This window comes from Rhodoferax sp. TS-BS-61-7, from assembly GCF_002943465.1.
In the GTDB taxonomy this organism is placed as follows: domain Bacteria; phylum Pseudomonadota; class Gammaproteobacteria; order Burkholderiales; family Burkholderiaceae_C; genus Allorhodoferax.
This window is the reverse complement of sequence record NZ_PTQY01000005.1, coordinates 230939-245488: the sequence shown is the minus strand read 5'-3', so window position 1 is coordinate 245488 and position 14550 is coordinate 230939. Positions and strand designations below refer to the sequence as shown.

Below are 14550 nucleotides of genomic sequence, written 5' to 3'. Positions count from 1 at the left end.
TTGGCACTCAAACCTTGCTGCGCAGCGTCCGGCTCAGCATCACCACCGGAATCAGCCCCACCAGCACCAGCGCCAGGCTGGGCACGGCAGCTTCGCCTAGGCGCTCGTCGCGGGCCAGCTGGTAGGCCACCACGGCCAGCGTGTCGCTGTTGAAGGGGCGCAGCACCAGTGTGGCGGGCAGCTCTTTCATCACGTCCACAAACACCAGCAAGGCCGCGGCGGCGGTAGAGCGGCGCAGCAGCGGCCAGTGCACACGCAGCAGGGTGCCCGCGTCGCTGGTACCCAGCATGCGGGCCGCGTCGTCCATACTGGCGGGAATGCGCGCATAGCCGCTTTGCAGTGACTGCAGCGCCACCGCGCAAAAGCGCACTAGGTAGGCCCAGACAATGCCCAGCGCCGTGGCGGTGACAAAGTAGCCCACCTGCCACTCGGGCTGCCAGGCCTGCACCCAGCCCACGGGCAGCAGCAGGCCCACCACCACCACCGCCCCAGGAATGGCGTAGCCCAGGCCCGCCAGTTGGGCCGCCACACGCGGCCCCCAGTGGCTGCTGCGGCGCGCACCGTAGGCCAGAGCCAGCGCAATGCCCACAGCCAGCACACTGGTGATGCCGGCCAGGCGCACGCTGTTCAGCGCCCACTCGCCAAAGCGGCTCCAGGGCAGCGCGTTTTGCTCCACCCACAGCGGGCGCAGCATAAACAGCACCGGCAGCACAAAACCCATCAAGATGGGCAGCGTACACACCAGCCAGGCCCAGCCGGCGCGGTGCCCGTCCAGCCGCAGGGGCTGCGCATCACTGGCGTTGGCGCGCGCGCCCTTGCCGGATGCAAAACGCATACGCGCCTGCGCGCGCTGCTCCAGCCAAAGCAGTAAGGCCACCAGCGCCAGCAGCAGCGTGGCCAACTGGGCCGCGGCAATGCGGTTGTCCATGGCCAGCCAGGCTTTGTAGATGCCAGCGGTAAAGGTCTGGATGCCAAAGTAGCTGGAGACACCAAAGTCCGCCAGCACCTCCATCAGCGCCAGCGCCACACCGGCCGCCACGGCCGGGCGCGCCAGCGGAAGCGCCACCACGGCCATGCGCCGCAGCAAGCCGGCGCCCATCAGGCGGGCCGCCTCCATCAGGTGGCTGGCGCGTTCGGACAGGGCGGTGCGCGCCAGCAGGTAAACATACGGATACAGCACAAAGGTGAACACCCAGGCCGCGCCCGCGACGCTGCGCACCTCGGGGAATACCCGCCCCTCCAACTGCAGCCAGGCGCGCACGCTGGTTTGCAGCGGGCCGCTGAATTGCAGGAAGTCGGTATAGGCATACGCCACCACATAGGCAGGCATGGCCAGCGGCAGCAGCAGCGCCCACTCAAACACGCGCCGACCCGGAAAGTCGAACAGCGTGACCGCCGCCGCCGTACCCAGGCCCACCAGCACCACGCCCACGCCCACCATCAGGCACAGCTGCACGGTGGTCCAGGCGTATTCGGGCAGCACGGTGCGCGCCATCTCCTGCACGATCAGCAGCGACTGCGCGCCCGACTCGCCCCAGGGCAGCCAAGCGCCAAACACCGCCACCACAGGCAGCAACAGCGCCACAACAAACAAGGCCAGGGGAATGCGCGTGAGGCGCGAGAAAGACATAAGGGAGGTGGGGGTCGCGGGCAGGTGGATGGGGCTCTGAATGCGAATTGTAAGTATCTACAATCCCAGCATGTTTCTAGAAGTCTCTCAGCTGCAGGTGCATTACCCGGGCCGCACGCAGGCGGCGGTGCAAAACGCGTCGCTAAGCCTGCGGGCAGGAGACATTGGGGTGCTGATCGGGCCCTCCGGTTGTGGCAAAACCACGCTGTTGCGCGCCGTGGCCGGGCTGGAGCCGGCCAGTGGTGGGCACATCCACCTGGGTGGCGCGCTGGTGAGCTCGGCCCAGAGCAGTGTGCCGGCGCAGGAGCGCCGCATTGGCATGGTGTTCCAGGACTACGCCCTCTTCCCTCACCTGGATGTGGCACGCAATGTGGCGTTTGGCATCCACCAGTTGCCCAGCGCCGAGCGCCAGCGGCGAGTGGCCGAGGTGCTGGAATGGGTGGGCCTGTCGGGCCAGGAGCACCGTTACCCACATGAGTTGTCGGGTGGGCAGCAACAACGCGTGGCCCTGGCGCGTGCGCTGGCACCCCGCCCCCAGCTGCTGCTGCTGGACGAACCGTTTTCCAACCTCGATGTAGACCTGCGCGAACGCCTGGCACATGAGGTGCGTGGCATCCTCAAAACCGCAGGCGCCACGGCGCTGTTTGTCACCCATGACCAGATGGAAGCGTTTGCGATTGGCGACATGATTGGTGTGATGCATGAGGGCACGCTGCACCAGTGGGACGACGCCTACACGCTGTACCACCGCCCGGCCACCCGTTTTGTGGCCGACTTCATTGGCCACGGGGTGTTTGCCCCCGCCACCATTGCCATGGCGCACGGCGAGCCAGTGGTGCACACTCCGCTGGGCGTGTTGCAGGACGTGAGTGAATGCCCCTTGCCCAGCGCGTATCCGCAAGGCGAATGTGATGTACTGCTGCGCGCTGATGACATCGTGCACGACGACGACGCGCCGGTGAAGGCCGAGATTGTGCGCAAGGCGTTTCGGGGGTCAGAGTTTTTGTACACGCTGCGGCTGGACAGCGGCCTCACCGTCATGGCCCATGTGCCCAGCCACCACAACCACCGCCTGGGCGAATGGATTGGCATCCGCCCGCAGGTAGACCACGTGGTGACCTTCAGCCGCCTGGCCTAAGGTTTCGGCGCCGGAGCCCCAAGGTCGGCACGCAGGTCTACCACGGCCTGGTGCAGGTCTGCCGCCCAGGCACGGCGGTCGCGCCCTTCGGGCAACTGCACTTGGCCAAAACTCACCACCGCCTGCAGGCCCTGGGTCTTGAGCGTGCGCCAGAGCGAATCCCAGAGGCTGTCGTCCCCGATATAACAAGGCGCCAAGCTGTGCTGCCCCGCGCTGTCGCCAAAGTGCAGGCCCACGGGCTGCACCGGGGCCTGGGCCGCAATGGCGGCCTGCAGCATGTTGGCGTGGAAGGGGCGCACGGTAGTGCCATCGCCCGTGGTGCCTTCGGGAAACACGGCCAACACATCACCCGCGCCCAGGCGTTCAGCCATGTGGTGCACCACCCGCATGGCGTCGCGGCGCGACTCGCGTTCGATGTACAGCGTGCCCGCACCATTCGCCAGAGTACCCACAATGGGCCAGTGCTGCACCGAGGCCTTGGAGATAAAGCGACAGTGGCGTGCGGCGTGCATCACCACAATGTCCAACCAGGAGATGTGGTTGGCCACCAGCAGCACCGGGCCGACCGCGGGTGGCTGGCCATGCACTATTAATTTGATAGCTAGTCGCGCAAGCATTTCGCGGGCCCAGGCCTGAACTTCTGCATCACGCGCAGGCTGCTGCAGACGCGGAAACACCCACCGGATGCGCCAGGCGCCCGCCAGCACATGGGTAAATACACGCAGCAGACGCCAGCAGGCCAGCACGCGGGCCATGGGTCAGGCCGCGAAGGCGATGCGCCCCGCCACTATGGTGGCGCGCACACAACCCGGCAACTCATACCCACTGAAGGGCGTGTGCAACCCCTGGCTGCGCAGCGCGGCGGGCTCGACCACCCAGGCGGCTTTTGGGTCGAACACACACACATCGGCCATACCCCCCACCGTGAGCTGGCCCAGGCTGCCGGCCAATGGGCCTGCGCCGTTGCCCAGCACCCGGGCTGCCTGGCTGCTGACCACGGCCAGAGCACGGTCAAGCCCCAGTTGGCTGTCGTGTGCCCATTTGAGGGACAGGCTCAGCAACAGCTCCAGCCCGGTCGCACCCGGCTCACTTTCGGCAAATGGCAGGGCTTTGTCGTCTTCATCCACCGGTGTGTGGTCGGACACCAGCGCGTCGATGGTGCCATCGGCCAGGCCGGCACGCAGCGCGTCACGGTCGCGCTGCTGACGCAGCGGCGGGTTCAGGCGCATGCGGCTGTCGAAGTAACCAATGTCCACATCGGTCAGGTGCAGCGAGTTGATGCTCACATCGCAGGTGATGGGCAGGCCCTCGGCCTTGGCTTGGCGTACCAGCGCCACCCCGGCCGCACTGCTGATGCGGCACAGGTGCACACGGGCCTGGGTCGAGCGCACCAGCTCGAAGATGGTGTGCAAGGCAATGGTTTCGGCCGCCACGGGCACGCCAGCGAGGCCCAGTCGTGTGGCCAGTGGGCCGCTCGCGGCCACGCCTTTGCCCAGGTGGTATTCCTGCGGTCGCAGCCACACGCTGTAGCCAAAGGTGCTGGCGTACTGCAAGGCACGCTGGGTTACTTGGGTGTTGACCAAGGGCACTTCGGCCTGGCCAAACCCCACACAACCGGCATCGGCCAACTGCTGCATGGGCGAGAGCACTTCACCCGCCAGTGCGCGGGTCAGCGCGCCAAGGGGCAACACACGCGGCCCACCCTGAATCTGGGTGCGGTAGTGCAACATCTCCACCAGGCCGGCTTCGTCCAGCACCGGCTTGGTGTCGGGCGGGCACACCAGCGTGGTAACGCCGCCCGCGGCAGCCGCAGCACGTTCGCTGCTGAGCCGGCCGGCTTGAGGCTGACCGGATTCGCGCAGGCGCGCGCACAGGTCCACCAGGCCAGGTGCGACCACGAGGCCGTGTGCGGCAATCGTCTGGTCGGGGACAAAACCCGCGGGTGTGTCGCCGATCGCGAGGATGCGGCCCTCGGCAATGGCCAGGTCGGCCACACGGTCGGTGCCACTGGCAGGGTCCAGGACGCGTCCGCCTTGAATCAACAGGTTCATCTTCATTCCTCTTTCAGCGCGGATCGGCGTCGTTGCCCGCCACAATGCCCATCACCGCCATACGTACGGCGATGCCAAAGGTCACCTGCGGCAGGATGACACTCTGCAGCCCATCCACCACCGCGGAGTCGATCTCCACACCCCGGTTGATGGGGCCCGGATGCATGACGATGGCATCACTCTTGGCGAGTTGCAGCTTCTCGGGCGTCAGGCCAAAACTCTTGAAATACTCTTGTGTAGACGGCAGCAGCGCACCACTCATGCGTTCGTTCTGCAGGCGGAGCACGATGATGACGTCGCAGTCCTTGATGCCTTCTTCGAGTGTGTGGCACACGCGCACCCCCATCTGCGCCATGTCGGATGGCACCAGCGTTTTGGGGCCGACCACGCGCACCTCGGCACAGCCCAGCGTGGTCAGCGCATGGATGTCGGAGCGCGCCACACGCGAGTGCAACACGTCGCCCACGATGGCCACGGTGAGGTTGGCAAAGTCTTTCTTGTAGTGCCGGATGGTGTACATGTCCAGCAGACCCTGGGTGGGGTGGGCATGGCGGCCATCACCTGCGTTGATCACATGCACATGGGGCGCCACATGCTGGGCGATCAGGTAGGGGGCACCCGATTCGCTGTGGCGCACCACGAACATGTCGGCAGCCATGGCACTCAGATTGGCGATCGTGTCCAGCAGTGATTCGCCTTTGCTGGCGCTGGACCGCGCGATGTCGAGGTTGATGACGTCGGCGCTGAGGCGTGTGGCGGCAATTTCGAAGGTGGTACGGGTGCGCGTGCTGTTCTCAAAGAACAAATTGAACACGCTTTTGCCACGCAAAAGCGGCACCTTCTTCACTTCGCGGTCGTTGACCGACACAAAGTTGGAGGCGGTGTCCAGAATGTGGGTCAGGATGCTCTTGGGCAGGCCTTCGACCGACAACAGGTGCACCAGCTCGCCGTGTTTGTTGAGTTGGGGGTTGCGTTTGTAGAGCATGTCAGGCGTCCTGTACATCGAAAGAGAACACGCCTGCATCGCTGCGCGCCAGTGCCAGCGACTGGGTGGGCGCCACGCTCACGCGCGCCGCGGCAAAGTCAGGCTGGATGGGCAGTTGGCGACCACCGCGGTCCACCAGCACCGCCAGCTGCACCGAGGCGGGGCGGCCAAAGTCAAACAGCTCGTTGATCACCGCGCGCAAGGTGCGGCCGGTGTACAGCACATCGTCCAGCAGCAGAATTTGTGCGCCGTTCACATCGAAAGGCAATTGCGTTTGCCCGCCCGCCGACAGACCGCGTTGGGCAAAGTCGTCGCGGTGCATGGCCGACGAAATGGCGCCTGCCTTGCCCGGTAGTTTCAGGTCCGCCTGCAAGCGCTCGGCCAGCCAGGCGCCGCCCGAGGTAATGCCCACCAGGCGGGTATCGGCGCTGCACAACTGCTGCACACCGCGCAACAGTTCGCGGTAAAGCGCCTCCGCATCTAAAGCCAGGATACTCACGTCAAACTCCTCAAAAACTGTTCCAGGATGATGCAGGCCGACGCCGCATCGGCGTCTTTCGCACCCGAGCTGATCGCCTCGGTGGTGCTGTAGCGCTCGTCCACCTCAAACACCGGCAAGCCAAAGCGCCCATTCAGCTGGCGTCCGAACTTTTTGGCCCGTGTGGTGTTTTCGTGGGGTGCACCATCGGGGTGGTAGGGCACACCAATCACAATCGCATCGGGCTGCCATTCCTTGAGCTTGGCAGCCACGCCGTCAAAACGTGCGCTGCCTTCGGCATGAATGGAACCTTGCGGTTGCGCGGTCTTCAGCAGCCGATTGCCCACCGCCACACCAGTACGTTTTAGGCCAAAGTCAAACGCAATAAACGTTGTCAGATGCACGGGGACGGGCACATCCGGTGTGCTCATGCGTGCCCCGCTTGGGTGGAAATCATCCAGGCCTGCAGGCCCAGCAAGGCAAGTGCCTTGTCGTAGCGCTGGTCCACGGGGGTGTCAAAAATAATGCCTTGGTCGGCGTCAACCGTGATCCAGCTGTTCTCACCGAGTTCGGTTTCCAGCTGCCCGCCGGCCCAGGCGGAGTACCCCAAGGACACCAGTACCCTGCGCGGGCCCGAACCACTGGAGATGGCTTCGAGCACATCTTTGGAAGTAGTCATTTCCAGTCCGCCGGGAATGGTCATGGTGGAGGCATACAGGGAGGACTTGCTGTCTTCCGCACCTGGGACCTCCGTGCCTTCGTGTAATACAAAGCCGCGTTCGGTTTGCACGGGCCCGCCCTGGAACACGCTGTTGCCCTGCAAATCACTGCGCGCCATGGGCAGGTCAATTTTCTCGAACAAGGCCTTGAGGTCCATGTCCGCGGGCTTGTTGATCACGATACCCAAAGCACCTTTGCTGTTGTGTTCACAGACATAAACCACGCTTTTGGAAAAAAGGGCATCTTCCAGCCCGGGCATTGCAATCAAAAAATGGTTGGTGAGATTGATGGGTGCAGAATCGCCGGACATAGTTTGATTTTAACGGGTGGCATGCACACACAATACGCCTCTGGCTTGGTCTGGTTCCGCCGCGACCTGCGCACACACGACAACACCGCACTGAATATCGCCTTGCAGCAATGCGAGCGTGTGTACTGTGTGTTTGTCTTCGACACAGACATTTTGGCCCCCCTGCCCCGCCAGGACCGGCGTGTGGAGTTCATTCGTGAATCGCTGGTGGAGCTGGATGCACGCCTGCGCGACCTTAGCGGACAAGCCCACGCAGGCCTCATCGTTTTGCACGGCCGCGCCGAAGAAGAAATCCCCACACTGGCCCAAACACTGGGCGTACAAGCCGTGTATGCGGGCAAGGACTACGAACCCCAAGCCATTGCGCGGGACGGCGTTGTGCAACAAACGCTGCAGAAGGCCGGTACGGCACTCCATCTGCGCAAGGACCACGTCATTTTTGAAGAGCGCGAAGTGCTGACCCAAATGGGCAAGCCCTACGGGGTGTTTACGCCTTACATGCGGGCCTGGTTGGCGCGCCTGGCGCTGCACCCGGCGCAGGAACACGCCCCATCGACTCCCCAGCGTTTGGCCGCACGTCCTGAGGCTTACCGCACCCCAGTTCCAAGCTTGGCAGACATCGGCTTTGCCACCACCAACCTGCAAGACCTGCGCGTCCCTGCGGGAGAAGCCGGGGCCCAGAGTTTGCTGACCGACTTTGTTACGCGCATGGACCGGTACGAGCAGACACGCAATTTTCCGGCCGTGAAAGGGCCCAGTTATCTCAGCGTACACCTGCGTTTTGGCACAGTCTCTATCCGACAGTTGGTGAACCTGGCCTACCCACGCCACCTGCAGGGCAGCGAGGGGGCTTCCACCTGGCTAGGCGAGCTGGTGTGGCGGGATTTTTATGTGCAGATTTTGGCCAATTACCCACATGTGGCCACCGCGTCCTTCAAGCCAGAGTACGACCAGATCGCCTGGGAGGACGGCCCGCGTGCGGATGCGTTGTACCAGGCTTGGTGCACCGGCCAAACCGGTTACCCACTCGTGGATGCGGCCATGGCCCAGCTCAACCAGACGGGTTACATGCACAACCGACTGCGCATGGTGACCGGCAGCTTTCTGGTCAAACACTTGGGGCTGGACTGGCGCTGGGGAGAGCGTTATTTTGCGCAGACGCTCAACGACTTTGACCTGTCAGCCAACAACGGCGGATGGCAATGGGTCAGCTCCAGTGGCTGCGATGCACAGCCCTATTTCCGGATCTTCAACCCCATTGCCCAGAGTGAAAAATTTGACGCAGAGGGCAAGTTCATTCTGCGGTACCTGCCGCAGTTGTCCAAGCTGGGGCCCAAGGCCATTCACGCCCCCTGGCTCGCAAAACCGCTGGAACTAGCAGCAGCAGGACTCACCTTGGGGCAGGCTTACCCACTGCCAGTCGTCGACCACGCGCAAGCAAGGGCGCGAACCCTGCTGCGGTATGGCGTGGTGAAAAAGCCGGCTTAGGCTTCTACGGCATTGCTGCAGTAGCTGCGCACCAAGCCAAGCAATTCGTCTTCGGAGTAGGGCTTGCCAAGGTAGTGGTCCACACCCAATTCACGCGCATGTTCACGGTGTTTTTCCGCGATGCGTGAAGTGATCATGATGATGGGCACCGCACGCGTGCGTGCATCTGCCCGGATGTTGCGCGCCAGGTCAAACCCGTCCATACGCGGCATCTCGATGTCCGACAAGATGACGGTGGGAACCTCTTCTTGCAGACGCTCCAATGCTTGCAAGCCATCGTTGGCCAACGCCACGCGGTAACCTTCGCGTTTGAGCAAACGCTGGGTGACGCGGCGCACGGTGATGGAGTCATCCACCACCAACACCAAAGGCAGCTGGTTGGCCGGCTCGACCAACTTGGGGGCCACATCAGGCGCATCGGTGGCCTGGCCAGCCCTGTCGCCAGAGGCGCCCAACACACGGGCCAAATCACCGTACACCGCCGCCAGCGCGACCGGGTTGTAGATCAGAACCACTGCACCCGAGGCCAGCACCGACATACCCGCCAAACCCGGCAAACGTGCAAGCTGCGGCCCGAGGTTTTTCACCACCACTTCGCGGTTGCCCAGCACTTCGTCCACGTGCAGGGCCAAACGTTGACCCGCGCTGCGAAACACCACCACGGGCAAGGTCTTGCTCAGGGGTTCGTGGCTGCGTGCCGACACCTGCAACAAGGCACCCGCCCAGAAGAAGGGTAGCACTTGCCCCGCCATACTGAAGGACTGGTCTGCATAGGCCTGCTCCAGTTGGGCAGCCGGCACACGCAAAACAGTTTCCATGATGTTGGCCGGAACCCCGATGGTGAACTCGCCCATGCGCAGAATCACCACCTGGGTGACCGCCGTCGTCAGGGGCAGCACCAGCTTGAAACTGGTCCCTTTGTCAGGTTCGGTTTGGGTTTCGATGCGACCACCCAATGCATTCACCTCGGAACGCACCACGTCCATGCCGATACCGCGACCGGCCAGCTCCGTGATTTGCTCCGCCGTAGAAAACCCCGGCATAAAAATCAGGTTGGCGGCATCGCCGTCGCTGAGCGCGGCACCCGCCTCGATCACACCATTGGCAATTGCCTTGGCGCGGATACGGTCCAGGTGCAAGCCACCACCGTCGTCACTGAACGAGACAGAGACGTCATTGCTCTCCTGCAACACGTGGATCAGGATGTTGCCTGCTGCGGGCTTGCCCGCCGCGACACGCGCCTCTGCAGACTCGATGCCGTGCGCCACCGCATTGCGCAACAAATGTTCAAACGCGGGGGCCATACGGTCGAGCACCCCCCGGTCCATTTCGATGGAGCCACCGGTGATATCAAGTTTGACCTGTTTTCCAGAGTCTTTGGCGGCCTGACGCACCACGCCGTACAGGCGGTCTGAAATGCCTTCAAACTCCACCATGCGGGTGCGCAACAAGTCGCGTTGCAATTCGCGCGCCTGGCGGCCTTGGGCGATCAGATCGTCTTCAGTACCTTCCACTGAGCGTTGCAAGTTGCGCTGCACCGTCGCCACGTCGTTCACCGACTCTGCCATCATGCGGGTCAATTCCTGCACACGGGTAAAGCGATCGAACTCCAGCGGATCAAACGCCTGCGCTGAATCCTTAGTTTGTGCGAGGCGTGACTGCATTTGCGACTCGGCCTGCAACTCGACATCGCGCAACTGTTGTCGCAAGCGATCCAGGTTACCCCCTAGCTCCCCCAAAGACGAGCGCAATTGGTTCAGGCGCGCATCCATGCGCGAGCGGGTGATCATGACCTCACCAGCCTGATTGACCAAACGGTCCAGCAACTGAGAACGCACACGCACCGACTGATTTCCTGTACTGCGTGGCATGGCGGCTTGGGGCGCATGCACCACCGGGCGAATACTCAAGGGAGCCACTGTCGCTGCGGTGCTGGCCACAGGCGCTGCTGCCGCCACCGTTGCCACGACTGTGTCTTCTACTTGCACAGACTCTTGGCCCAAGGCCGCGAACACCGCTTGCAGGGAGTCAAACCGGGTGAGCAAAGGCTCCAGCTGTACCGCCTGCAGAGCTTCAGTACCAATCTGCTCGATGGACGACTCCATGCGGTGGGCCATTTCACCCAGTCGCATAGCGCCAGCCAGGCGTGCACTGCCTTTGAGCGTATGCAACAAGCGCAAAATTTCGTTGCGAGCCGCCATATTGTCTGGCTGGGCTACCCACTGGCGCAGTGCAGTCCCAAGCTGGGGCATGAGCTCTGCAGCCTCTTCTTCAAAAATGGGCAAAAGATCATCGTCCAGATGGTCCTCTGCATCAATGTCGTCGTCTTGCGCATCGGCGATCGTCAGAGGTGCCGCCACCGCCATGGCCGGTGCAGCAATTTCAGGCATCGCGTCAACCAAAGGCATCGTTGGCAAACTGTCCTCAAACTCGGAGACGGGCTCCTCCATCACATCGATCGTTGCCTGGTCCAACGAAGGTGCCGGGAACTCCGTCTCGGTAATCGTCTGCAGTTCGACCAGTACGCGTGCATCGGCCTCTTTCAGGAAACCAGCAGCAAACTGGTGCAACAAGCGGCGAATATCCTCGGCCGCGTCATTGAACACTGAAGCTTGGTCCGCCGTGCCCTGGCGGTGCAACTGCACGTGCTGCAGAGCTTGCTCCAGGGCGCGAGCCATATCGGAGAGTGCAGAAAACCCCACCGTGGCGGAGCTACCCAAGAGGGAATGCGCCAGCGCAATGACCGAATCGGGCAAGGCTTTGGGCAATTCCATGGCCCACTCACTCAGCTCCGTCTGCAAGCGCCGTGACCACTCGTCCGCCTCGTTGAGGTACACGTTGTAGAGAGGAATGCTCAATCGCAAAGATCCAATGACCTTCATGCCATCGTCAGCATCCAGCATCGGCACATCCGCCATCACCGCAGGTGCATCGTTGGCGGCTTCGACCTCCGGCATGACAAGCATGTCCATGGTCAGAGTGGGTACCGCTACGTCCAGGGCGACAAGCTCTGCCGCGACAGGTTCAGACGGCATTTCCAGAATATCTGCGATGACCGTGTCCGGAGCGTCTTCCTGAGCAGACTGGGCCTCGAAGTCGCCAAAATCGAAATCACCGAGATCGACTTCGCGAACTTCCGTTGCACTCGCCTCTGGCACAGAGCTTGTTACGTCCAACGCTTGCGTGCTGTCGAAACTGAACAGCTGGGTGGACACAAAATCCACTGGCGGTGGTACCGCTGCGGCAGGTGCCATGTCGAGGTCATTGAACATCTGCGTAGACGCAAAGTCTGCAGAAATCTCAGGCTCTGCCAGCGCCGGCATTTCCGACACCGCAAACTCGACTGAAGGTGCCTCGGGCTCCTGCGGTGCCTCAGGCGCGACGGCGAAGGCAAGACCAGGAACCTGCAAAGGCAGGTATTGGCCATCCAGGCGCAGTGCATCGGCAGTCTTGCGGAACTCTTGGGTACTCCAAGGTGTAGTCGCGTGGGTTGCAATGTCCTCCACCCAGCGCTCAAACGCCTGCATGGCCTGCTCGGATACGGAGACCAATGCCTCGCTGGCGGGACGTTGCTCGGCAAGAGAGGTATTGAGCAACTGCTCAAAGGCCCACGCGGCCTCGCCAAAATCATTAAGCCCCACCATGCGGGAGCTGCCCTTGAGGGTGTGGAATGCCCGGCGCAGTGTGGTTTGGTCCGCCAGATTGGTCGGTTCTGCCCGGAGGGCTGCCAACGCAGCCAAACCATTCTGGACAACTTCGCGTGCTTCTTCCAGGAAGATGTCGCGCAACTCGGCATCATCGTCGGCATCGGGATCCACCACGGGCACCGCCGCAGATATGACCGGCGCAGCGACTGAAACAGGTGCTGGTGCCGCCACGGCTTGTGGAGCAACCGCCATTTGCAAAGCCGCCAAATCGTCTTGAACCGCAACGTCTGCCGCGGCTGACGTTTCTGCCTCTGCTTGCACATCGACCCGCTCACGCCCCATCAGGGGACGGAACTCACCCAACTCCTCGTCGTACACAAACAAGGTCTTGGCGAGCGAGCGCTGGTAACTGAGCATGTCAATCAGAAACCCCATGGCCCCCAGACTGTTACCGACTTTCTCGAAAATACCTGTCCGTGCGCTGGCCTCATCGATGTCATCGACCAGAAACTGCTCGACACTGGAACGCATGCGCAGCGCCGCAATAGAGGGCTGGTCTAAACCCAACACGGAAAACACGCCACGCATCTGGGCCAACTGGCTCGGCACCTCACGCAAAGGCGCCTTGTCTTGTGGATTGCGGAAAAACTGGTCCAGCGATTTTTCCACCTCGCCCAGTGTGGTGCGCAACTCGTCCACGACACTGCCCATGGTTTGGCGATCGCTCACGCGTCGGTACAACTCCTCCATCCAGGACTCCAGCGGCTCCGGCTCACCACCTGAAGTGACATGGGCCAGGCGCTGCGACAAACGCGCACTGCGCTCCGCCATTTGGCTGTCTGTTGGATCGAGGTCTTCGTACGCGGCTTCCAGGTACAGCACAGAGGTTGCGACCTCCATGGCCACCGCGGGGACAGGCGCCGCACCGGCGCGGATGGTCAATTCAATCGCGCGCGACAGGGCTTTGCCCAACTCACCACTTTCGACATGCAGCTTGGTGACCGTTTCGGCCACCGCTGCAAACTGCTCACCAGCCACTTTGAGTCGATTGGTATCCCCTCCGGCCAACGCCGACCAGGTTTCGGCGGCTGCGGCAATGCGCTTGCGTGCTAATACCAGCAAGGCCGGATCGAAGCGGCCAAACTGCTCTGTTTCATAGTCAACGGGCTTGCTGCGAGCCAGGCCATAGGCGGTCTTGACGGCCTGCAGCACAGGCGCGGCCATCGTAGATGGCGGCATGGCCAGCGAACAAAAGAACACCAAGTCCTGCGCCAATCGGTCTGAGATAGCGCCATCACCTTTTGCCAAGCTCACGTACTGCTGCAGGATACGCGAGGCCGCGCGCTTGCTGTAAATGTCGCCAGCAAACAGGCCCAACGCCGTACCTTCAAAATACGCAGCACAAGCCATCCAAAACGTGCGGGATTCCAAATCGGTGCGTCCCGCAGCCAAGCCCAAGCTGATCTCCTGCAAGCGACGGGCCGATTTCATATCGGCATATTTGACCAACCGCAACACGCCATGGTCCATCTCACGGCGCACTTCGGGGCTGTAAGCCAACTGCTGCGCAGACGCTGGCACAGGCACTGGCAACCAGCGCCATTCGGGCGGCCACAAGTCCGCGGGGTGGATGCGGTCCGCACCTGCCAGCTCTTGCAAAGCCCGGTACTGAGGAAACAGGGCGACAGATGACGCGGACTTGCCTTTCAGCACACCGTCCAGATATTCAGTGAGCGCAAAGCTTGCACGTTCCATGCAATTGGCCGCATCGTCGCTACACAACTCGGGCCGCTGTACAAACTTCTGTGCCAGCGACTCCATTGCCCGCAAAATTTTGGCCGGAGCCACCAAGCCCACCATCTCCAAAGCACCAACCGCCTGGTGAAGTTGCTGACGTGCAATACGCAGGTGGCTGGCATCCAGCTCTGTCAGGTCCGAGCCACGAGCCAGTTCGGCGTCGCGCACAAAACGGCGCATGGCTTTGGTAGCGCCGTCCAAAGACTTGCGCAATTCGTCCAACACCCAAGCCAAGGGGCCCAGATCGCTGACCGCTAGTTCGTTGTCGCCGGGAGTGGCTGTGTTCGATGACATGGGTTCAGGCTC

10 protein-coding genes are annotated in these 14550 nt (G+C 62.5%); 2 read left to right on the top strand and 8 right to left on the bottom strand.

Going from position 1 to position 14550, the window contains the following annotated elements:
- Positions 1-7: 7 nt before the first annotated feature.
- Positions 8-1630: an iron ABC transporter permease gene (locus C5F53_RS14855; protein WP_105262157.1), complete on the bottom strand. Its 1623-nt coding sequence runs from the start codon at positions 1628-1630 to the stop codon at positions 8-10.
- A 70-nt stretch (positions 1631-1700) separates the two neighbouring features.
- Here C5F53_RS14855 and C5F53_RS14850 point away from each other — a divergent pair, with 70 nt between their 5' ends.
- Complete coding sequence (locus tag C5F53_RS14850; protein WP_105262156.1) at positions 1701-2768, top strand: ABC transporter ATP-binding protein; 1068 nt, start codon at positions 1701-1703, stop codon at positions 2766-2768.
- Here the strand turns inward: C5F53_RS14850 and C5F53_RS14845 are convergent.
- From C5F53_RS14845 to C5F53_RS14820, 6 genes are read right to left on the bottom strand one after another with little or no spacing between them, the layout of a single operon-like run.
- Positions 2765-3523, bottom strand: coding sequence for a 1-acyl-sn-glycerol-3-phosphate acyltransferase (locus C5F53_RS14845; protein WP_105262155.1), 759 nt, complete (start codon positions 3521-3523; stop codon positions 2765-2767). The two genes, C5F53_RS14850 and C5F53_RS14845, sit on opposite strands and share 4 nt — an antisense overlap.
- Positions 3524-3526: 3 nt before the next feature.
- Positions 3527-4819 (bottom strand): dihydroorotase, encoded by a 1293-nt coding sequence (locus C5F53_RS14840; protein WP_105262275.1) that lies wholly within the window; start codon positions 4817-4819, stop codon positions 3527-3529.
- A 13-nt stretch (positions 4820-4832) separates the two neighbouring features.
- Entirely contained in the window at positions 4833-5804 is a 972-nt protein-coding gene (locus tag C5F53_RS14835; protein ID WP_105262154.1) for an aspartate carbamoyltransferase catalytic subunit, read from the bottom strand.
- A gap of 1 nt (position 5805) precedes the next feature.
- The gene (gene pyrR / locus C5F53_RS14830; protein WP_105262153.1) at positions 5806-6303 is read right to left on the bottom strand and encodes a bifunctional pyr operon transcriptional regulator/uracil phosphoribosyltransferase PyrR; all 498 of its coding nucleotides are present in this window, start codon (positions 6301-6303) and stop codon (positions 5806-5808) included.
- On the bottom strand, positions 6300-6713 hold the full coding sequence (ruvX, locus tag C5F53_RS14825; protein WP_105262152.1) for a Holliday junction resolvase RuvX: 414 nt from the start codon (positions 6711-6713) through the stop codon (positions 6300-6302). Before ruvX ends, pyrR begins: the two co-directional genes overlap by 4 nt.
- Positions 6710-7312 carry a YqgE/AlgH family protein gene (locus C5F53_RS14820; protein WP_105262151.1) on the bottom strand — a complete coding sequence of 201 codons (603 nt, stop codon included), beginning with the start codon at positions 7310-7312 and terminating at the stop codon, positions 6710-6712. Before C5F53_RS14820 ends, ruvX begins: the two co-directional genes overlap by 4 nt.
- A 21-nt stretch (positions 7313-7333) precedes the next feature.
- Between C5F53_RS14820 and C5F53_RS14815 the strand changes: the two genes are divergently transcribed.
- On the top strand, positions 7334-8800 hold the full coding sequence (locus tag C5F53_RS14815) for a deoxyribodipyrimidine photo-lyase (protein WP_105262150.1): 1467 nt from the start codon (positions 7334-7336) through the stop codon (positions 8798-8800).
- On the opposite strand, the gene C5F53_RS14810 is transcribed toward C5F53_RS14815, so the two are convergent.
- Positions 8797-14538, bottom strand: a complete 5742-nt coding sequence (locus C5F53_RS14810; RefSeq protein WP_105262149.1) for an Hpt domain-containing protein — start codon at positions 14536-14538, stop codon at positions 8797-8799. The genes C5F53_RS14815 and C5F53_RS14810 overlap by 4 nt on opposite strands.
- Between the last annotated feature and the right edge of the window lie 12 nt (positions 14539-14550).